The sequence below is a fragment of the Sporosarcina saromensis genome (genome assembly GCF_033253735.1).
GTDB lineage: Bacteria > Bacillota > Bacilli > Bacillales_A > Planococcaceae > Sporosarcina > Sporosarcina saromensis.
In genome coordinates this window covers 61,803-80,879 of record NZ_JAUBDI010000010.1, presented here as the reverse complement: position 1 = coordinate 80,879, position 19,077 = coordinate 61,803, and the positions used below count along the sequence as shown (strand labels likewise).

General features: G+C 40.6%; 24 protein-coding genes. 19 read left to right on the top strand and 5 right to left on the bottom strand.

The genetic code is table 11. The annotated features are described in order from the left end of the window. Window positions 1-6 precede the first annotated feature (6 nt). The 8 genes from QT711_RS11605 (at window position 7) to QT711_RS11570 (ending at window position 7,075) form a co-directional block, all read left to right on the top strand. Window positions 7-1,134: a conserved virulence factor C family protein gene (locus QT711_RS11605; protein ID WP_317944421.1), complete on the top strand. Its 1,128-nt coding sequence runs from the start codon at window positions 7-9 to the stop codon at window positions 1,132-1,134. A 400-nt stretch (window positions 1,135-1,534) separates the two neighbouring features. Next, window positions 1,535-2,383: an ectoine/hydroxyectoine ABC transporter substrate-binding protein EhuB gene (gene ehuB, locus QT711_RS11600; protein ID WP_398296034.1), complete on the top strand. Its 849-nt coding sequence runs from the start codon at window positions 1,535-1,537 to the stop codon at window positions 2,381-2,383. Window positions 2,384-2,606: 223 nt separating this feature from the next. After that, window positions 2,607-3,236: an amino acid ABC transporter permease gene (locus QT711_RS11595; protein ID WP_317944417.1), complete on the top strand. Its 630-nt coding sequence runs from the start codon at window positions 2,607-2,609 to the stop codon at window positions 3,234-3,236. Further along, the gene (ehuD, locus tag QT711_RS11590; RefSeq protein ID WP_317944416.1) at window positions 3,233-3,919 is read left to right on the top strand and encodes an ectoine/hydroxyectoine ABC transporter permease subunit EhuD; all 687 of its coding nucleotides are present in this window, start codon (window positions 3,233-3,235) and stop codon (window positions 3,917-3,919) included. Before QT711_RS11595 ends, ehuD begins: the two co-directional genes overlap by 4 nt. A 15-nt stretch (window positions 3,920-3,934) precedes the next feature. Then, window positions 3,935-4,714, top strand: a complete 780-nt coding sequence (gene ehuA / locus QT711_RS11585; protein WP_317944414.1) for an ectoine/hydroxyectoine ABC transporter ATP-binding protein EhuA — start codon at window positions 3,935-3,937, stop codon at window positions 4,712-4,714. Window positions 4,715-4,953: 239 nt separating this feature from the next. Then, the gene (locus QT711_RS11580) at window positions 4,954-5,394 is read left to right on the top strand and encodes a BrxA/BrxB family bacilliredoxin (protein ID WP_317944512.1); all 441 of its coding nucleotides are present in this window, start codon (window positions 4,954-4,956) and stop codon (window positions 5,392-5,394) included. Further along, a complete protein-coding gene (locus QT711_RS11575; protein WP_317944410.1) occupies window positions 5,379-6,167 on the top strand; it encodes a class I SAM-dependent methyltransferase in 789 nt (262 codons plus the stop codon). Before QT711_RS11580 ends, QT711_RS11575 begins: the two co-directional genes overlap by 16 nt. A 314-nt stretch (window positions 6,168-6,481) precedes the next feature. After that, complete coding sequence (locus QT711_RS11570; protein ID WP_317944408.1) at window positions 6,482-7,075, top strand: YpjP family protein; 594 nt, start codon at window positions 6,482-6,484, stop codon at window positions 7,073-7,075. A gap of 154 nt (window positions 7,076-7,229) precedes the next feature. Here the strand turns inward: QT711_RS11570 and QT711_RS11565 are convergent, their stop codons facing one another. The 5 genes from QT711_RS11565 to QT711_RS11545 all read right to left on the bottom strand — a co-directional run bounded on the left by QT711_RS11565 (window position 7,230) and on the right by QT711_RS11545 (window position 10,427). Continuing rightward, entirely contained in the window at window positions 7,230-8,396 is a 1,167-nt protein-coding gene (locus QT711_RS11565) for a site-specific integrase (protein WP_317944407.1), read from the bottom strand. Next, the gene (locus QT711_RS11560; protein WP_317944406.1) at window positions 8,384-8,884 is read right to left on the bottom strand and encodes an ImmA/IrrE family metallo-endopeptidase; all 501 of its coding nucleotides are present in this window, start codon (window positions 8,882-8,884) and stop codon (window positions 8,384-8,386) included. The genes QT711_RS11565 and QT711_RS11560 overlap by 13 nt, the downstream gene beginning before the upstream one ends. Window positions 8,885-8,959: 75 nt before the next feature. After that, on the bottom strand, window positions 8,960-9,670 hold the full coding sequence (locus QT711_RS11555) for a hypothetical protein (protein ID WP_317944405.1): 711 nt from the start codon (window positions 9,668-9,670) through the stop codon (window positions 8,960-8,962). Between the two features lie 17 nt (window positions 9,671-9,687). Further along, window positions 9,688-10,029 carry a hypothetical protein gene (locus QT711_RS11550; RefSeq protein WP_317944404.1) on the bottom strand — a complete coding sequence of 114 codons (342 nt, stop codon included), beginning with the start codon at window positions 10,027-10,029 and terminating at the stop codon, window positions 9,688-9,690. A 35-nt stretch (window positions 10,030-10,064) separates the two neighbouring features. Beyond that, complete coding sequence (locus QT711_RS11545; protein ID WP_317944403.1) at window positions 10,065-10,427, bottom strand: helix-turn-helix domain-containing protein; 363 nt, start codon at window positions 10,425-10,427, stop codon at window positions 10,065-10,067. Window positions 10,428-10,585: 158 nt separating this feature from the next. On the opposite strand from QT711_RS11545, the gene QT711_RS11540 reads away from it, so the two are divergent. The 11 genes from QT711_RS11540 (at window position 10,586) to QT711_RS11490 (ending at window position 19,068) form a co-directional block, all read left to right on the top strand. Continuing rightward, window positions 10,586-10,828: a helix-turn-helix domain-containing protein gene (locus QT711_RS11540; RefSeq protein WP_317944402.1), complete on the top strand. Its 243-nt coding sequence runs from the start codon at window positions 10,586-10,588 to the stop codon at window positions 10,826-10,828. Between the two features lie 157 nt (window positions 10,829-10,985). Beyond that, window positions 10,986-11,129: a hypothetical protein gene (locus QT711_RS11535; RefSeq protein ID WP_317944401.1), complete on the top strand. Its 144-nt coding sequence runs from the start codon at window positions 10,986-10,988 to the stop codon at window positions 11,127-11,129. Between the two features lie 269 nt (window positions 11,130-11,398). Then, complete coding sequence (locus QT711_RS11530) at window positions 11,399-11,701, top strand: hypothetical protein (protein WP_317944399.1); 303 nt, start codon at window positions 11,399-11,401, stop codon at window positions 11,699-11,701. Between the two features lie 16 nt (window positions 11,702-11,717). After that, window positions 11,718-12,500, top strand: coding sequence for a Rha family transcriptional regulator (locus tag QT711_RS11525; RefSeq protein WP_317944397.1), 783 nt, complete (start codon window positions 11,718-11,720; stop codon window positions 12,498-12,500). After that, entirely contained in the window at window positions 12,501-12,743 is a 243-nt protein-coding gene (locus QT711_RS11520) for a hypothetical protein (RefSeq protein ID WP_317944395.1), read from the top strand. A gap of 163 nt (window positions 12,744-12,906) precedes the next feature. Continuing rightward, window positions 12,907-13,191 (top strand): helix-turn-helix domain-containing protein, encoded by a 285-nt coding sequence (locus tag QT711_RS11515; RefSeq protein ID WP_317944393.1) that lies wholly within the window; start codon window positions 12,907-12,909, stop codon window positions 13,189-13,191. Further along, entirely contained in the window at window positions 13,188-13,466 is a 279-nt protein-coding gene (locus QT711_RS11510; protein ID WP_317944391.1) for a hypothetical protein, read from the top strand. The genes QT711_RS11515 and QT711_RS11510 overlap by 4 nt, the downstream gene beginning before the upstream one ends. A gap of 286 nt (window positions 13,467-13,752) precedes the next feature. Next, window positions 13,753-13,998 carry a YqaI family protein gene (locus QT711_RS11505; protein ID WP_317944389.1) on the top strand — a complete coding sequence of 82 codons (246 nt, stop codon included), beginning with the start codon at window positions 13,753-13,755 and terminating at the stop codon, window positions 13,996-13,998. Window positions 13,999-14,097: 99 nt separating this feature from the next. Continuing rightward, window positions 14,098-15,126 (top strand): hypothetical protein, encoded by a 1,029-nt coding sequence (locus QT711_RS11500; RefSeq protein ID WP_317944387.1) that lies wholly within the window; start codon window positions 14,098-14,100, stop codon window positions 15,124-15,126. Next, on the top strand, window positions 15,126-17,279 hold the full coding sequence (locus QT711_RS11495) for a coiled-coil domain-containing protein (protein WP_317944385.1): 2,154 nt from the start codon (window positions 15,126-15,128) through the stop codon (window positions 17,277-17,279). The genes QT711_RS11500 and QT711_RS11495 overlap by 1 nt, the downstream gene beginning before the upstream one ends. Beyond that, window positions 17,260-19,068: an ATP-dependent helicase gene (locus QT711_RS11490; RefSeq protein WP_317944383.1), complete on the top strand. Its 1,809-nt coding sequence runs from the start codon at window positions 17,260-17,262 to the stop codon at window positions 19,066-19,068. The genes QT711_RS11495 and QT711_RS11490 overlap by 20 nt, the downstream gene beginning before the upstream one ends. The last annotated feature ends 9 nt before the right edge of the window (window positions 19,069-19,077 follow it).

Sequence of the window (19,077 nt, the reverse complement as noted above, 5' to 3'; positions counted from 1 at the left end):
TCTATGATGCAAATTGTCACAATCGAACCAACACCAAGTCCGAATTCGATGAAAATTGTGTTGAATGAAGAGTTGCCTACAGGGGTAGGGCATAATTACAAAAAAGAAGATGCTGAGCGTGCTCCGTTCCCGGTTTCATCCTTATTGGCGATTAAAGGTGTGAAAGGAATTTACCACGTTATGAACTTCATGGCGGTGGAACGGATTGGAAATGTTGCTTGGGAAGAGATTTTGGCAGAAGTGCAAGCTGTTTTCAATGAAGAATCAAAATCCGGTGAAGTACTGGATGAAAAGGAAGATTTAGCTGATGAACACTTTGGTGAAGTGTATGTGCACGTCCAAACGTATAAAGACATACCGCTTCAAGTAAAAGTGTTTGATAGTGACTCGGAACTGCGATTCGGTTTGAGTGATCGTTTCAAGCGAGCGATGGAACAAGTGCACAGTACAGAAGTGGAGAATTATATTCTGCTTCGTAAATGGGCGGACTACGGCATCAGATATGGGGACAAACAAGAAATCGGTGAAACTGTCGTCAAGGAAGTTGAAGCGGCATATCCGCAAGAGCGTTTGGAGTTAATCGTCCGGAACGCCGAAGAAGGAATTGAGGAAACTTCGAGCAACAAACGAAAAATCACCGTAGCGGAGTTTGATGTCGCAGAGTGGGAAAAACGCTTCCAGCTCATTGAACAACTGCCTGATCCAGACCTTTCCGATTTACCTTTATTGGACAAAGCATTGGAAGATGAAAAAATGTCAATTCGTCGCCTAGCAGTCGTGTATCTAGGCATGATTGAAGATGAAAAGGTTATTCCTTATATTGAAAAAGCTTTGGACGATAAAAGTTGGGCGGTCAGACGTACGGCAGGTGATTGCATGAGTGATTTAGGATTTACTGGTTTTGAAGCTGCAGCTATTAAAGCTTTACAAGATAAAAATAAACTTGTCAGGTGGCGTGCGGCTATGTTCCTCTATGAAACAGGAACAGAAAAGTCTTTGCCTGCACTAAAGGCGGCAATGGATGATTCGGAGTTTGAAGTAAAACTTCAAGTGAAAATGGCGATTGCTCGGATTGAAGATGGGGAAGATGCAAAAGGATCCATTTGGAAGCAGATGACAAATGCAAGAGAATAAAGATGGTAGGCAAGTAGATAGAGGTTAATTGTATACAAAACAAACCAACCGACTAACAAGCGATCAAATTGTTAGTCGGTTTTTATTTATTTTTAAAGAAATTAAGGATCGTTTGATTGGAAAAAACCTTATCTGTTTAGCGAAAAAGATTAATAAAGATAGCGTTTTCATTCAGAATTATCATTTGGCTATAAACTATTCTAAATTTATTTAGCGGTTTTAAAACATTGATATGACAGCTTCCATCCGTCTTAATGACTATGTTTAGACATAAAAACAACCGACAATCGTTTGATGTTTGAAATTTCCTATGGTAACCTGTTAACTATCAAACTAGCAAGTTTGATAAAAAAATAAAGGGGAGAAATTTGTGAAGAAATTTAAGAGTAGTATTTTAGCCATGGTTTTAGTAGGAATTCTTGCAGCATGTGGAAATGATTCAAGTGCTGATGGGGAAGATCTTCTACAATCCTTACAAGACAAAGGTGTTGTGAAAGTAGGATTTGCAAATGAAAAGCCGTATGCATTTGAAGATGATAACGGTGAGTTACAAGGTGGGGCAGTCGCAATTGCTAAAGAGGTTTTTAAAAACCTTGGAATAGAAGAAGTAGATGGGCATTTATCTGATTTCGGTCAATTGATACCTGGTCTTGGTGCAGGGAAATTCGATGTCATTACTGCGGGAATGGCCATCACACCTGACAGATGTAAAAGTGTTGCGTTTGGAGAACCTGAAATGCAATACGGGGAAGGGTTAATCGTTGCTACAGGCAATCCTGAAAACTTGCGTAGCTACAAAGATATCGCTGCGAACCCAGACATTAAAGTCGCTGTCATGAGTGGGGCGACAGAAAAGGACTTCATGATGCGTGAAGGCGTTGATGAAAGTCAAATCATGATGGTGCCGGATATCCCTGCGACTTTTGCAGCTGTTGAATCAGGCCGTGCACATGCCACGACTGGTACAGAGATGACAATTAAGATGGCATTAGAATCCGCTAACAAAGACAAGTTGGAGTTCGTAACAGACTTTGAGCAACCCGACATTGAAGGTGTTCCGAGCTTTGGGGCAGCTGCTTTCCGAATTGACGATGATGAATTGCGTGAAGCGTATAACGCTGAACTGAAAAAGTTGAAGGAAAGTGGGAAAATTGCTGAGTTGATTGAACCATTTGGATTCACGGAGGAAATGAACGTTGTAGACCCTGCGATTACGACTGAAAGTGTTTGCAGCGGTGAAAATTACTAAATTGTAAACGACAGATCTTCGTTGTTCTTGTGCTACTATGTGACGATTTGAAATTGGCACAGCAATGACATTGCAAACTCTGCAGGAACTTTTGCAAAACCGTTCCTGCAGAGTAGCCATGTTCTTGAGTTTTTTACATGAAGTAGAATTTGTTGTTTCAGATTCAAAAGAAAAAATTGGAGTTGTTTGTATGAGTTCCATACCCGATATAACCCTTATGCTTATGAGGGGAATCAAAATCACCTTAATCGTGCTAGTCCTCTCGATTATTTTATCATCCATCATTGCGCTCATCGCAGGCTTATCAAGAGTTTCGCAAAACAAGCTGTTGACAACGTTCACTGGATTTTACGTAGAGATTTTCAGAGGAACGTCTTTAATCGTCCAGCTTTTTTGGTTTTCATATGCGTTGCCGGGTTTGTTCAATATCCATCTCGGAAGTGATGTATGGGTAGCAGTCCTTGCAATTTCGCTTAATTATGGGGCATATATGTCCGAGATTGTAAGAGGGGCCATTTTATCCGTACCCCCTGGCCAAACGGAGGCTTCGATTGCGCTAAATTTATCGAAGTTCCAAAAAATGCGGCACGTCATTATTCCGCAAGCTATACGGATGATGTTGCCTGAGTACGGAAATTATTTAATACAAATCTTAAAAGCGACTTCACTTGTATCGCTAATTGGTTTGACAGATTTATTGTATTACGGAAATATCTACAGAAGTACACATTTAACTGAAGCTCCGACAGTGTACATCATCATTTTACTTCTTTACTTTCTTCTTGCATTGCCACTTATTGGATTTACACGGAAGATGGAAAAGGTCGCTAAGAAAGGAGTGGTTCACGGATGACTTGGAGTTGGGAAGTGTTCTTTGAAGTGATTCCCTTAATCTTTAAAGGTTTGTGGATTACACTTGGCTTAACGATTGCCTGTTACGTATTTGCGATGATTTTCGGGTTCTTTTGGGTATTTATGAGCCGCATTCCCGTGAAATCAATCAATTGGCTCTTCAGGTGGATTGCAGAGTTTATCCGTTCTACACCACCGCTTGTACAATTGTTTTTCATCTACTTTGCATGGCCGGTCATTCCTGTCATCGGCGTGACATTGCATCCTTTTGTCGCTGCCATTTTAGGACTCGGTATTCACTTTAGTACGTATACATCTGAAGTGTATCGATCAGGGATTGAAAGTGTGGAAAAAGGTCAATGGGAGGCTTCGACGGCTCTTAATCTATCAACCGCACAAAAATGGCGCTATATCATTTTGCCCCAAGCAATACCACCGACAATTCCTATGCTTGGGAACTATTTAATCATTATGTTTAAAGAGGTTCCACTTGCATCCACTATCGGTGTAGTTGCCATGTTGCACTTGGCGAATGATTACGGTGCCCAATACTATAAATACGTTGAACCATTGACCGTCGTTGCATTGTTTTTCCTCTTGCTAAGCTATCCTTCAGCATTGCTCATTAATAAGTTAGAGAAAAAATACAATCGACGCTTTGATAAAAAGACGGCTACGTTATAAAGTGAGGAGATTACCATGGTAGAACCAATTGTACAATATAAAGACATTCATAAAGCATTCGGTGACATTGAAGTACTAAAAGGCATCAATCTAGACATTCAGCCGGGTGAAAAAGTGGCATTGATCGGTCCGAGTGGTTCAGGCAAGACGACAATCATTCGACTGCTCATGACACTGGAACAACCGACTTCAGGCGTTATCGAAGTCAATGGCCATAACTTATGGCAAATGAAAAATACTAAAGGTGAGCTTGTAGAAGCTGACGACAAACATCTCCGTTCTATACGCGGAGACATCGGCATGGTGTTTCAACATTTTAACTTATTCCCGCACATGACCATTTTAGAAAATTGCATGTTAGCACCAACAATTGTGAAAAAGCAAGAGAAGAGCGAAGTCCGCAAAACGGCTCTGGAAATGTTAGAGAAAGTAGGGCTAGCTGACAAGGTCGATCTGTATCCAAACCAATTGTCTGGTGGGCAGAAACAACGTGTCGCCATGGCGAGAGCCCTCATGATGAAACCAAAAGTTATGCTGTTTGATGAAGTGACATCTGCACTCGATCCTGAACTGGTCGGAGAGGTGTTGGAAGTTATTCGCGACTTGGCAAAATCAGGAGATATGGCAATGATCCTTGTCACACATGAAATGGATTTCGCCTTAGATATCGCCGATCGCGTTTTGTTTCTCAACGAAGGTGTTATCGAAGAAGAAGGGCATCCAAAAGACATCCTCGTGAATCCACAAAGTGAACGTCTACAAGACTTCCTCGTTCGATTCACGTCGAGTCGATAAACTGATCGTACGTAAATGACGGGGATGATGGCGTAATCGTCATTTCCCCTTCTTTTTTGCTAATAGATAACGCATAATATTATTATGTAAACAAATTACATGAATTGTACACTTAAGAGATTAAACGCGTAAACGGTTTAGAAGCATGAACTAAATGTATTTTCAATCTCCAATGAATGAAATTACAACGATTCCATAGTAAAATGAAGCGAATGAACTTAAAGGGAGACTTGATAAGCATGAATGCATACGAGGAATACATGAAAGGTATCGTCAAGCCGATGCGTGAGGAACTGGTACGAGCAGGTTTTACAGAATTGACTACTGCTGAAGAAGTGAAAGAAACAATGGATGCCTTAGAAGGTACGGCGTTAATCGTCATCAATTCAGTTTGTGGTTGTGCAGCAGGGTTAGCCAGACCGGCTGTGCGCGAAGCATTAAACGGAGCTAGTGAAAAACCTGATCACTTGTTAACGGTGTTTGCAGGTCAAGATAAAGAAGCGACTGCTCAAATGAGAGACTACTTCCCAGAAGTACCGCCTAGTTCACCTTCAATCGCTCTTTGGAAAGACGGTCAATTGGCCTATTTCATACCTAGGGAACAAATCGAGAGTTCGGAAATGGAACAAATTCAAGTACACTTGTCAGGGGCTTTGGAGCAAGTTTGCACGAACGAATGACAATCATCACTACAGCTGGCCGTCCTGACGAGTTATCGGACGAGTTGGCCCAAAAAGCGCATCGAGCACTTGGTTTCCCAATCGTCCCACGGAATAAACGCTCCGTCCAACGACTGCAAAAAGAATATGGAAAAGACGTTCTCGTTGCAGGGAAAGAACGATATGAGTTGTTTCGAATAGGAATGGAAAAACCGTTCTTCTTCCACCCGAACTCTGCAGCATTTCGATTGAAAAGAGTGCAGCAAGGTGAAACAGATCCTTTAATAGAAGCGAGTGGATTGAAAATAGGGGATCATTTCTTGGATTGTACGCTTGGTCTGGCTTCTGACAGTATCATTGCGGCTAACCATATTGGGAAATCAGGGAGATGCATGGGATTAGAAGCGGACGCGACTGTTGCATTTTTGACGCAAGTCGGCTTACAAACATTTGCGACCGATTCTTCTATACTTTCTGAAGCAATGGCAGCAATTGAAGTAATGCATATGGAGGCAGTCGAATTTTTAATAACACAAAAAACGGCTTCGTGGGATGTTGTTTATATCGATCCAATGTTCAGTTCGCCTATCGAAGAATCTTCAAATTTCAGTGCGCTTCGCCAAGCTGGTGTTCACAAAACATTAACGGAAGAATGGGTAAGAGAAGCATTACGGGTGTGCAAGCGCAGTGTCGTTGTAAAGGAACGGTATGATTCAGTCGTTTTTGATCAGTTTGCATTCAAACGCACCATTCGACCGAGTAGTAAAATTCACTTCGGTACAATTACTAAATGAAAAACCGTCTTGTCCATTTTGGATGAGACGGTTTTTTCATTAATTCGTAAAGTTCAATGAGCTTAAATAAAGGACGAGTACAAGCAATCCGATTCCCATAAACAATTCTACGTTCATTTATATAACCTCCTTCATAAAACCTCACAATTATCTTCCGTTTTATTGTACAATGAAAGTAAGAAATATGAAACCTTTTCAAGTATTAAACGTAATAATTCATAGAACGTACATAAATTCACTGACTTCATAGAAATTTATTCATTTAATTACAATATGAACTTCCTACATATACAAGATAAGTCGAGGTGCTAACGATGAAACAATACATGCAAAAAATAGTCATTGCATTAGTTGCCGTCCTTACACTTGGTGTCATTTCACCAAGTCATGAAATTTGGACGACGCTCCAACCGAAAAATGATTCCCGAGAGACAGACATACCAACTGCCTCGAATAATGAATACCATATCGGTTTGTCTGATGTTGTACCGTTAACCGAAGAACTACCTTCCATACAAGAGGCTTTGCTGAATCCTGCGCATGAATTGGCATATGTGAAGTTTGGTACGAAAATCGGTCCAGTCATTGAACGAGAATTTGACACAGTTATTTTTCCTAAAATCGAAGAAGTTATCCAACAAACAGTTATTTCGGTTGGCGGACTTGAAAATCGCAGTCTTTCGATTACACAATCACCTTCAGGACAATATGCTGAAAAAATCTTTCATGTAACCGACACATTATCCAATGAAGATTTAATCCGTTTTCACGTTCGGACAGAAAAAAGACCGCAAGACGGCTATTTTTATAATTTCCATTACCACATTGCTAAAGATGGATTTACAGGGCATCACTCATTAGGTGATATCTTCTGGTCCAAAAACACACCGCCAAAATGGTTATCTTAACGCTCGTACAAATTACGGGTGTTTTTTTATTGCGTGAACGTTGATTTAACAATGTTTATTAGGTGTATTGCTACGTTTTCACATTTCTGTTTGCATGGTTGAAAAGAATGCAATTTATCATGTACCCCAATTTGTACCCCAAATCAATCATTTTTCAATCACTGAAAGAATCTAAAACGACAATTTGGTCCATTAAGTTGGAAGCTTCAATCTCATCCTTTTCAAATGAATGCGCATAAGTTTTATAAACGGTTTCAGGAGTGTCACCGATTAGGGCAGCAACGGTTGTTATGGGGACATTATTCGATAGTTGAATCGATACATAGGTGTGGCGGAGATAGTGGGGGGTAAAATAATCGATTTTCTCTCTTTCGCATACTAAGTCAATAATGCGTTTAAGAAATCGTTCGCCAACAGGATTTCCAGCATAATTCACAATGACATACCCTTCAGGGTTTCGAAATCCATATCGCTCCATCTTATCGTCGTACCAAACCTTGTAGTCGATCAATACTTTCTTTATACCTTCGTTCATTGGGAATTTCCTTTTGCTGTTTTTTGTTTTGGTATCTCTTAATCCAAAGCGATCTCTTGTTTCCGTGATGTGCAGAAATTTACCTTCAAAGTCGACATCTTCCCATTTTAACGCCCGTAGTTCACCAATTCGCATTCCGGTTAAAACAAGCATGCATATACAAGTATAATGTGATATTTTATACTTCGTTCGAATGATCTGTAGAATTTTATCAATGCCTTCAACCGGAATTGCCTCACGCTTAACACCTTGAGTTGCATTTTTAAGGTTTGGGGTGTTAATTCTCTTCTTATTCAACATTTCGTTTTTAAAAGCGAAGTTGAATACTGCGCTTATTCGTCGGTATATAGAAATAAGGGTACCTTCAGTTAATCCTTGCTTAATTAAAGGGTCAAATATCTCTCTTTGCAGGATGAGAGTAGTGACGTTTTTAATCTTATGGCGACCTATCTTATTTAGGACGTAGTTCTCCATAATATATTCGTGGTTTCTTGCTGTTGTCGGTTTCCAGTTTACTTTCGCATCTTCAATATATATTTCGTTCAATTGGGCCACGGTTAAATTATCGTTTTCTACATAACTGTTATTCCCGTCTAATATAGCAGCCTTGACATCTATTAAAGCGCGTTCAGCTTGTTCAATCGTATTGAAATTTTGCTTTGATTTTTCTCGACGTTTGCCTAGGGAGTCGTAATATTTATATCGATAGGCGAACTTTTTTTCTTTCCCTTGCTTGTACCAGTAAATACTGTCTATTTTTGTTTTTGTCATTTTCACACGTGCCATTTCGCATATCTCCCTGCATAAATTTTGTTTTTGTACAGTTCAAGTCGTTTGAATGCAAATTCATATTCGACATGAAAAGTTTTTGCTATTAGACAAGCAGCGTCTTTTTTGTCTGTTGGTAGTTTGATTCGTTGTAGCATAAAGGTCGGAATACAAAAGTGCAGCGCAAAATTGTCAGCTTGCCATTCCTGCAACTCTCTAAATAACGGATACATTCTTTTTTGATAGCCGGAATGTCGTAGGGCGTGGCAAAGTTCGTGAGCGAATTCCTGCCATTTCTGCTCTGGAGTCAGGTACCGGTTTAGATAAATATACTGGCGGCCGTTCGAATAAAGGGCTTCACTTGGCCATCCGAATGAATAAACCGTAATGTCTAAGCGCTTTGCAATAACCTCCAATCTTAATTGATTCGGTCTGCTTATTCCGATTCTCTTATATAACTCGACGATATAGTCTTCCAGATGGCTGTAGATATATATGATAATCACCTTCTAAGTTGTATTTTCGGAACGTATGTTCTTTTAACGATTATAAGAAAAGCCCAAGATAGGGCGTTTTGATAATTACTCCACAGGTTGATATCGAGCTGGAGTTTGTGTGTCGATAATGTAACCGTCAAACAGATAAGTAATATATTCTTTCAAACCAAAATCATCTCTATTACTAAGAATAATATTGACATCGATTCTACCGTCCTTATCATACGTTTGGAAGTTACTACCGCGTCCGACAGGAGTAATTTTATATCTGCCAGCAGGAATATCTGATCCCACGAAAAATTGACCAGCTGATAGTTCTAATGGTTCTTCTTCTTTCTCTACTATTAACTGTTCTACCTTTGCAAGTTCATCTTTACGTGTAGTGATTGTATTTTCTATTTCTTCTAGTTCACTTTGTTTAGATGATAATGTAGTTTCACTTGATTTGATTTCAGCAAGAACGGTTTCTTTGTTCTTAATTATCTCCAAAGCTTCATCAAACTCAATTTGCTGTGTCTTAATTTCCGTCTTTAACTTCGCTTGATCTTCTATTAATTGAGATCTCTCTTTTTTTCTGGTAGTAATCTCATCATTTATAGAAGACAATTCCTTTTCTTTTTTCTCTAATTTTTCCACCAGTTCATCATATGATACTTTTTTATCTTCGATAGGAACTTTAGCGCTCGTTCTTCCGATAGTGCTACCGATTCCTAATGTGATTACTAGTGCAACAACAATCCATGTCCATCTTGATTTGATAAACTTTTCAAATCGGTCTGTTGGTGGTCCCGTCAATTCTACACCCCGCTTATTTAATCCTCTTTGTTCTGAAGTGCTTTTTCTAAAATACTATGTTGTTTCTTTGCTTCTGCAATCTGCAGTTCTTTCAAATCTAGTAGTTTAGAAATACCCATTAAAGTTAAACCTCCTACTATGCCTAAAAACACAATCAGTATAACAATGGTAATTTGAGAAGAGTAAACCATTTCAGCGCTAGCTAAATTTACTTGCGCGACTGAATTGTTAATCAATTCGTCTGCAACTTTTTGGGCCATTTTATAGTTTTCAGTATCGATCTTGTTGTAATTAATAAGTCCGCCTACAATGCCTATTAAAATCATAAAAAAACCGGTGAATTTTAGCGTGTTATTCAAAATTAACCTCCTTGAACAAAAAGAAATATGGAATTTTACTTATCGCCTTTCTTATCTCTTCTCATGATTTCCCACATATCACGCAACTTCCTAAGGTCTTCTTCATCACTTTGCGGGAGCTCTCTATGCCAGCGTTCAAGTTCTGGATCGTTTATGAATGCTTGGAATTCTTTCTCTTCGTTTACTGCATCATCCGTTTTATTTTCACCGAGCAATATGTAATCTGCCGAACAATCGAATACCTTGGCTAATTCTTTTACGTCATCAGAACCCGGTTCGGTATATTCTCTCTCCCAGTTAGATATCACTTGTGATGAAACATTCACTCTTTCTGCTAATTGTTTTTGCGTTAAGTGGGAACTTTTTCTTAATTGCTTTATCCGTAGACCAACACTCACAAGCGAACCTCCTTTTTAAGAGAATATACCAATAAATAACGTAATATGATACAAAACTAACGGTATTTGAGAAATTAATATATTTATGTGTTGACATTAACGGAAATCGTTAGTATAGTGTAATTAACGGATAACGTTAGTTAGTGAGGTGATAAAAAATGGTTCATGAGAACTTAAAAAAAATTCGAATAGCAAAAGGGGTCACTCAAACTCATTTGGCGAAAGTTCTGAAGGTAACAACGATGACTTATAGCCGACTCGAGAACGGAGAGACAAAAATAGATGTAGAACGTTTAAAAATTCTATCCCGAGCTCTTGATATAAATGTTGGTATTTTTTTTGATAACAAACTAACGGATTCCGTTATTTATAATATGAGTGAAGGGAAAGAAGTGGTTTAAGTATTTAATTTATCCTCACACCCCTCAACAAGCATCCGAAAGAGCGGAGCAGGCCAAGACCTATTAATTACGATGGCGAGCCGCACCAATAGGTCACGCCAAGACGTCGGGCACTTGTTGATGGGTGTGAGAGGACAAGCGGAAAGGAGGGAAATGGATGTTCGTACATTTCATAGCAGCTATGTTACTTCGCAAAAAGAAACACTATATGCGAGCGGTGAAGATAGGAGAACGGAATGTACTCATCACAATCGAAGAGTACATTCCTGCAACCGAAACATTGAAAAACCTTAAAGGTTAATCAAAGGTGCGATTTCAATTTAGTAATTGAAGGATGCACACTTTCGATCTTGCTTGTTATTGAAGAAAACAATTCGATGTCTTGATTAACATTGCTTAAGTCGATAGGGTTATCAGGCCTCGCCTTTAGCAATTCCAATTCTATTACTTTCTTAGAAAAGTGCCCATAAATCAGCAATAAATCGTTATTACTAAAATTGATTGACATATTTTACACCTCCAGTCTGCTAATAGTTTAACAGATTAGGAAAACAAAAAAGGAGGGCCAATATGCAAGCAGAAAGCGCGGTGATTCAAACGCTGTTTGAAATGTCGGGAATTACACCCGAGAAAGTCAATCAGCAACTAAATGAATTAGTGAACACAGCAGCTCAACCAATTATTCTCTTTTGGGACATCAACGATATTATGCGCGCTACGACTTTTAATCGAAAGACACTGGAGGACCACATCCTAAACGACCCTCGAATTAAGCGATATGAGCGGAAACGTGAAAAAGGTGGTAAGCGGATTTGGTTAAAGGGACCGACTGCGAAGGCTTTGGAAGAAATCATTATGAATGAGTGGTTGTAGAAAGGGAGGATGTTCAATGAGTCAATTGGTCATCATGCAAGATCGGCAGGCGGTTACAAGTTCTTTACAAGTAGCAGAATCGTTCGAGAAACAACACAAGCACGTATTGGAAAGTATTGATCGCACGATTAAAGATGAGCCGGATTCTCGACCTATGTTTTTTGAGACGTCAGAGCCTGACAGTTACGGTAGGGACCGGAGAGTTATCTTGATGAATCGCGATGGATTCTCGTTGATCGCTATGGGTTTCACAGGAAAAAAAGCCATGCAGTTCAAGTTGTCATTTATCCGAGCATTCAACGAATTGGAAGAGGCTCTAAAACCAAAACTTCCAACCAACTATAAAGAAGCACTTCTTCAACTGGTAGCAGCAGAGGAAGAAAAAGAGCAGTTGCAACTTGAAAACAAAATTCTTGATCAACGTGTTTCAGAATTAGAGCCAAAAGCGACTTATGTGGATGAAGTTTTAAAATCTACTGATCTGATGGTTACTACTCAAATCGCTGAGGACTACGGCATGACCGCCATAGCATTTAACAAACTACTTAATAAACATGGCATCCAGTACAAAATGAATGGCCAATGGTTGTTATACGCAGAACATAAAGGATTGGGTTACACAAAATCAGAGACAACGAAGTTCAAGAAAAAGGATGGAACGGAAGGGACAAGCCTTCTGACTAAGTGGACACAGAAAGGTAGATTGTTCATCTATCAAACTTTGAAGATGAAGGGAGTTTTACCAACTATGGAAAAAACAAAACTCACTTTAATCGAAAGCGAAAGGGAGGTCGTCTAATTGCTGAAAAAAGTAAGCGTAACTGGAGAGGATTTCACATTGAACGTGGAGGGTCTTTCAGATAACGACATTGCAACAATCAGCCTTGTAAGCTACTTGAAGGATGAAAAGAAAAGCACTAAGAACAATATTATTCTCGAACCGAAAGACACTGCGGAAGTTTATGTTTCCCCTGATGAATTACGCGAAATGATTGACGCGATGACTTACATCCTAGAAATGATTGAACGTGAAGGTGAGTGAAGCTAGGAGTGCCGGGGGAGGGACCCCGGCTAGGTAAGAGGTTTCAGTAAGTAGATCAAGAGGTTGTTGTTGCGGAGGATTTGGAAGCTACATCTATAGAGTACAACATCCCACATTTTATGAGTATGTCAATCTGACATATTGCAAAAGGGGGTGAGAGAGAATGGCTTACGGTGCAATATTAAAGGCTTGCCGTATGCGAAAGGGGCTGACTCAAGAAGAGTTGGCAGACATGTTGCACATGGAGCAGGCAGATGTATCACGTATCGAAAATGACAGAAAAGAACCTATGATGACGTTGTTTCAACGGTGGGCATTAGCTACAGATTCATCGGATGTTCTTGTCGCATTTATCGCAGGAGTGGAAGGTGTAACAATGCTATCTACTATTTTATCAACAGTAGGAACTGGAGTAATCGGCTTTATAAGACTAGGAGGGTTGTTGTGAGAGAACAAGATTACAAGTCGGAAGACATTGAGGAAGTTATTGAATTAAAAGGCTTGGCACTTAAACAACTGGAAGCTATCGAGCGGTGCATATGGACAGACAATGTTAATGAAGCGACAGCGCGAATCACACATCTATACCAATGCATGCAAAGGGTGCGCGTCATGAAAAACGCAAAGACAGACGAGCAGAACTTCAGCTTCTTACTAGCAAAGTTGACTGCAATGGGAGTCAATGCACATTCAGTAAAATTTGTGCATAAAAAAACCGACTGACACGGCAATGTCAATCGGCTGAACGAAAATTGATATCTAAAACCATTATAACACATGTCGGGAGCTTTGGCTCCTGTCAAGAAGCGTCGGGGCAAGACGTAGAATCCCCCCAGTTTATACGTCCCTCCCCCCTTTGATGTCCCGGCGTTTCTTGATGGGATTCAACCATCAGAAAGGATGATGACATGCTAACTTTAACGGAAAAGTTTGAAATGCTGATTATCGTGACGCCTTACATTGTTCTGGGTTACATGCTTTTGTCACGACTCGGAAAGGAGGAAAAGCGATGAATCACCCAGCAATTGAAATGGCGATGAAAACAGGCTATCCGGAAATCGATTACCTGGACCATGAACGATTCCGCAACGCTAATTACCGAACTGAAGAACATCCAATAGAGGACATGTTTGGTAGTGAGATTTTAACAGGGGACAAGTACTTCATTGATGCGAGTGGAAAAGTCGTTCTCTTCGAAAACTATCGTGACTATCTACAGGAAGAAGCTGGCGCGGTGTTTTACGAAGCAAAATAAAAGACCCGCTGTAGGGCAGCGGATCATCGAGGTCTCTATAAAATTACCTATCATCATTATACATAGGGGCCTCACAAAATTACAAGGGAGGAATCATTTATGAACGAAATTCAAGTTAATCAAGAGCAATTCCGGCGTGTAGAACAAGAGGTAAATCTTCTACGCAAGCAAAATGTAGCTGCACTCGGTGATGGAGAAGTTTTTGTGAAAAAGACTGATAACGGCAGAATTCGAAGTGTAAAAGGTGCTGTGACATTGAGTGAGCGTAACGGAGAAATCGCAACGATTCAAGGCAAGACAATGACCACTGCCAAGGGATTCAATACGCTTAATCAAATAGCGGGACTGTCCATTATCACACCCGAAAAACTGACATTACCGGATGGGCAAATTGTTGTAAATCCCTACCCCATCATCGATCCGGAGTCTGGGACTATCAGCAAGGTTTGGGTGAAGAAAATCGCAATCGGTTATAGCCCGACAGGTAATTTGGTCATCACTAGTTCGACCCTTCTGTACGATATCAAAATGTACTTCATTCAAGATGTTATGAAAAAAGTAACTTACAACCAAGGTGCAGGACGCGTCTGTATGGAGTCCATGTTGACTGAGGAAGAAAAGCAGACTTGCATTTTCCTAAAGATTGAGGGGCTCCTCGGTGTGGCTGCCAACATCCAACATAAAGATGTTCTGAAAGCGATCGACACGTACATCAACAAAAAACAGTTCGCCGAACGTAATGCACAATCTATTTGTGAACGTTTAGTAATGTCTAAGCATCCAGCGCTTGCAAGTGCAGCCTATGTAACGAAGCAAGGGGAAGTCGCTAAGGTTCCGGTTGTCGGTTATGTCCATGATTTTAATCGTGAGGAATTGCTAGACATTGCAGAAGCAGCAGAGCGAGGGGAGGAAGTTGTATTTCAAGGTCAAAAGGCAGATGTCATTGAAGCGACAGTGGAAGCTTCAGAAGCTGATATCCAAGTAGATGCTGATGATGAAGAAATCATTCAAACAGCAACTGCTTCTGATAATGAACCGAACCACGTAGAAGAGTTCGAAAAGGTGTATGCAAGTCGTCAAGAGCCTTCGAGCCAGAATTTATTCGATATGGGAAGGGGTGAATTCTGATGATCAAAGAGATTGTCATTAAGAATATGAAAGGCCAAACAACCTCACAGTCCCTCACCGGCAAGAACATTTTGATCGGTAAGAATGGATCCGGAAAAACGACCCGGATCCAAGGCCTTGGGCTTGCAATGCTCGGGAATGTTCCAGGGCAGGCTAAGACATCGGCTGCTAACTTCAAATTTGCAACAGGTGACGAAATGGTAGTTGGACTCAAACTGGATGGTTTTGAATTTACCCGTAGCTTCACAAGAGACGAGAAATTCAATAGCAAAACCGGAGAGCGAACAGTCAGCATCAAGGAAGGGATATCTGTTTCGCCTGGCAAGGGGGAGCGGACGGTTACGCAAAAGAAAGATCGCATCCTTCAAGAGATTGGCAACTTCCCGGTAGCCATGGATTTTAATGAGTTTCTGAAACTCTCTGATGCAAAGCGGAGGGATTTTATCTACTCCTTATCTCCAATCGATAGTACGTCTTGGGACAAACAAAAACTAACAGACTATCTACTGGAAAAAATGCTTTCACCTACTCTTGGCGAGAGCAATGAAGAACTCTACTCCATTACAAAAGAATTGATCACCGAAGCCTTGGAAGAATTTAAAGATGGATTGGACATCCATGAAGGGTTACAGTCCATGCTCGATTGGACGGCCGGAGAACTGTCTTACTGGCGAAGAAAACAATCGGATTCACAAGGTGCTGTTCGTCAAATGTCGGAAATGAAGAACCAGTTATTAGAAACGGACCGCAATATTGCAGAAGCTAAAAAAGAACTGGAAGAGCTGCAGTCAAACCTAATTGAAGTGGAAAAGAAGATTTCTGCAGATACAGAAAAAAAGCGCGTTATTGATCAAAGGCTGGAACGCATCGAAGCCATCAAAAAAGAAATTCAAATCATTAACGAAACGAAAATCCAAACCAATACAGAACAATTGGATAAGGAAATTGCGGCACTAACGGCATCCATCCCTCTTCCTCTGAATGTAGAAGAGAAGATTACTCCTATCGACAAGAAGCTGGGAGAGTTGCACAGCCAACAGTTTGAGCAACAACAAAAGGTCCATGCAGTCCGCGAACAAATAATGGACATTCAAGCAAACGTACAGACCTTAGATTCCACCTTGCGAAGGGTAGGAGAAATGGCCGGAATGTGTGTCATCAGTCCAATGATTTCCTGTCCAAAAGATTTCACTGGCTTTGATGATTATGTTGATAACAAGAAAAAACAAGCGGATGAAGCATTGCAAAAACTCCAAGAAGAGTATGCGTTACAAGATAAAAAAATGAAATCGTTGCATGAACAAGCAGCTGAACTGGAAAGCCAAAAGGCTGCCGTCTTCACGGAAGCACAAAAAATACATTCTCATCGAGAAGAAATTGCAGAGAAGGTCAAAGTAAAAGAAGTTGAAAGACGGAATATCCTCGCGCTGATTGACCGCAAAGATAACAAGCTTCTAGCGCTCAATGAAGAATTGGACAAGCTTATGAATCAGAAATCTGAGCCGATCGGCGACCTATCGATAATGCAGAAACAAGCAGAAGGAACACGATCCCGAATTGTTGAACTAAGGGCGCAAGTCGAGGAAAAGGAAAAGTCGAAGCATACGCTCATCCTAATGAACGAGAACGTATTGCAAAATAATGAAGCGGAATACAAAGCAAGTGCTGCAAAGTCCCTCCAGGAATACCTTGGACCGAAAGGCGTGCAGGGTGAACTCGTAAAAGAAATTCTTGAACCCATTCGCATGCAAATTGAAGAGAACTTGAAGCTGATGAATTTTCAACAGATTCCATACTTCGAGACAGAAAGCGAATCTGGGAAAGAATTGTTTGAATTTGGTTGGCTTAATGAACGTGGCCATCGTGTAAACTTTGACGCGCTCTCTACTGGACAACAGACGGCCTATCTTGCGGCTATGATGATGACTATCATCGATCGCGCGCAACCGAAGCTAAAAATATTAGCAATCGACAACGTAAACCACTTGGACAAGGAAAACTTCCAGATGGTAGTCAATGGTCTAAACGGATTGGCACACAAAGTCGACAATATCATTTTGGCAGGAGCGCTCGAATATAGCTTCGAGGCAGACGGATGGCAAGTAGATGATCTTTCTAAGGGAGATGTAGCTAATGCAAACAAATCTGCTTGATGGATTAAACGTTAATCAACAACAAGCTGTTACATCTATGAGCAGAACCATTCTTTGCTTGGCAGGTGCAGGATCTGGAAAGACAACAGTACTCACAAGACGCATCGCTCATCTCTTTGACAATCGTGTAGGGACTAGCAATATGCTAGCCCTCACGTTCACTAGACTAGCAGGCGCAGAAATGAAAGAGCGTGTCATTAAATTAATTGGAGAAACAGAAGGAAAGAAACTATTCTGCAACACGTTCCATGCCTTCGCTGTCCAGGTATTGCGAGAATGGGGTCACAAAATCGGCATTGAAAAAGGTTTCACCATATATGACCAAGAGGACAGAGAGTCTATTTTGACCGTAATCCTAAAAGAGCTTGGAGCGAGGACAACACTCAAGAAGGTATTTGAAGCTTTTGAGAGCGGCCCTAAAAAAAGAAGTGAGGAAGAGCGTGTCATTGAAGAATACGAGTGGCGATTGAGACAGAATAATGCTGTTGACTTGGACAAGCTCGTTTATAAAGTGGTTTTACTTTGGAATGCTTATCCAGAAGTACTGCAATATTACCAGCGAATGTACACGCATGTATTTGTTGATGAATTCCAAGACAGTAGCGATGAGCAGATGGAGATGTTCCGTCTTCTTGCTCCAAAATATCTCTTTGTAGTTGGTGACGATTTCCAAGCCATCTACGGATGGAGAGGGGCAAGAGTAGAGTACATTCTTAATTTCCCTAATGAGTATCCAGATTGCGAGACTATAAAACTTGAAGACAATTATCGTTCTACGAGAGACATTGTATCAGCTGCCAATAACCTAATCGCCTACAACGAAAACCAATCCGAGAAGAAATTGATTGCCCATAAGGACGGTCCCAAAATAACCGTTTTTGAGGCTGGAGATGAACGATCTGAGCATGAGGAAGTACTAAACAAAATCAGAATCCTGCAAAATGAAGGGATTGCCCTAAAGGATATTGCGGTCCTTTCAAGGACAAATATGCAACTGTCACGTATGCAGAGTCTGTTGGATAGTGAGGGGGTTGCTAACATCGCACTCGGACGAAACGACATCATGAAGAATCGAGATATCCGTTCAATCGTGGCGTGGTTTCAAGTCATCATTAACCAGAAAGATGGAGTGGCGCTTAAAAGGGCTCTAAACTATCCCACGCCGTTTCTAACGGAGAGTGAACTAAAAGTACTCAAGCTCGAAGCGACGAAGCGTGAGATTACGGAATTGAACGCCTTAATGGTATTAGACTTCAGGCAGTCAAAAAAGTTTTTCTCGCTCGGTTCAAAAATCAATGAGAAAGCCAAATTGAGTACTGTTTCTGAATTAATCTATTACACAGCCGAAGTGCTAGGAGTATTACGTGAATACGAAGAACACGGCCTTCAGAATCGCCTGCACGCTCTTCAAAATGGCATTGAATATATCAAAGCATGGGAAGATTCCAAACGCAACCTGGGCGAGGATAACGGTGTTGAAGCTTTTCTCAAATGGCTGAAGTACAGAGATATTCAAGAAAAGCTCGTTGAAGAAAAGGATGCTGTCAAACTTATGACGATGCACGGTGCAAAGGGTTTAGAGTTTCCTGTAGTATTTCTGATCGGCCTAGTGGAGGACACGTTCCCATCGAAGCGTGGCGACCTGGATGAAGAAAGACGACTTGCTTACGTAGGCATCACACGCGCCAAGGAGAAGTTATTCTTATCGCACTCAAACACTCAACAGGATTGGAATGGATCACCGATGCCTGCAACAAAAAGTAGGTTTCTTGATGAAATAATTTCTTAACTAAAAGGA

Excerpts from the sequence above, each read along its gene's own strand:
- QT711_RS11605 (WP_317944421.1), top strand. The coding sequence starts at position 7 with ATGCAAATTGTCACAATCGAACCAACACCAAGTCCGAATTCGATGAAA.
- ehuB (WP_398296034.1), top strand. The coding sequence starts at position 1,535 with ATGGTTTTAGTAGGAATTCTTGCAGCATGTGGAAATGATTCAAGTGCT.
- QT711_RS11595 (WP_317944417.1), top strand. The coding sequence starts at position 2,607 with ATGAGGGGAATCAAAATCACCTTAATCGTGCTAGTCCTCTCGATTATT.
- ehuD (WP_317944416.1), top strand. The coding sequence starts at position 3,233 with ATGACTTGGAGTTGGGAAGTGTTCTTTGAAGTGATTCCCTTAATCTTT.
- ehuA (WP_317944414.1), top strand. The coding sequence starts at position 3,935 with ATGGTAGAACCAATTGTACAATATAAAGACATTCATAAAGCATTCGGT.
- QT711_RS11580 (WP_317944512.1), top strand. The coding sequence starts at position 4,954 with ATGAATGCATACGAGGAATACATGAAAGGTATCGTCAAGCCGATGCGT.
- QT711_RS11570 (WP_317944408.1), top strand. The coding sequence starts at position 6,482 with ATGAAACAATACATGCAAAAAATAGTCATTGCATTAGTTGCCGTCCTT.
- QT711_RS11565 (WP_317944407.1), bottom strand. The coding sequence starts at position 8,396 with ATGGCACGTGTGAAAATGACAAAAACAAAAATAGACAGTATTTACTGG.
- QT711_RS11540 (WP_317944402.1), top strand. The coding sequence starts at position 10,586 with ATGGTTCATGAGAACTTAAAAAAAATTCGAATAGCAAAAGGGGTCACT.
- QT711_RS11535 (WP_317944401.1), top strand. The coding sequence starts at position 10,986 with ATGTTCGTACATTTCATAGCAGCTATGTTACTTCGCAAAAAGAAACAC.
- QT711_RS11530 (WP_317944399.1), top strand. The coding sequence starts at position 11,399 with ATGCAAGCAGAAAGCGCGGTGATTCAAACGCTGTTTGAAATGTCGGGA.
- QT711_RS11525 (WP_317944397.1), top strand. The coding sequence starts at position 11,718 with ATGAGTCAATTGGTCATCATGCAAGATCGGCAGGCGGTTACAAGTTCT.
- QT711_RS11515 (WP_317944393.1), top strand. The coding sequence starts at position 12,907 with ATGGCTTACGGTGCAATATTAAAGGCTTGCCGTATGCGAAAGGGGCTG.
- QT711_RS11505 (WP_317944389.1), top strand. The coding sequence starts at position 13,753 with ATGAATCACCCAGCAATTGAAATGGCGATGAAAACAGGCTATCCGGAA.
- QT711_RS11500 (WP_317944387.1), top strand. The coding sequence starts at position 14,098 with ATGAACGAAATTCAAGTTAATCAAGAGCAATTCCGGCGTGTAGAACAA.
- QT711_RS11495 (WP_317944385.1), top strand. The coding sequence starts at position 15,126 with ATGATCAAAGAGATTGTCATTAAGAATATGAAAGGCCAAACAACCTCA.
- QT711_RS11490 (WP_317944383.1), top strand. The coding sequence starts at position 17,260 with ATGCAAACAAATCTGCTTGATGGATTAAACGTTAATCAACAACAAGCT.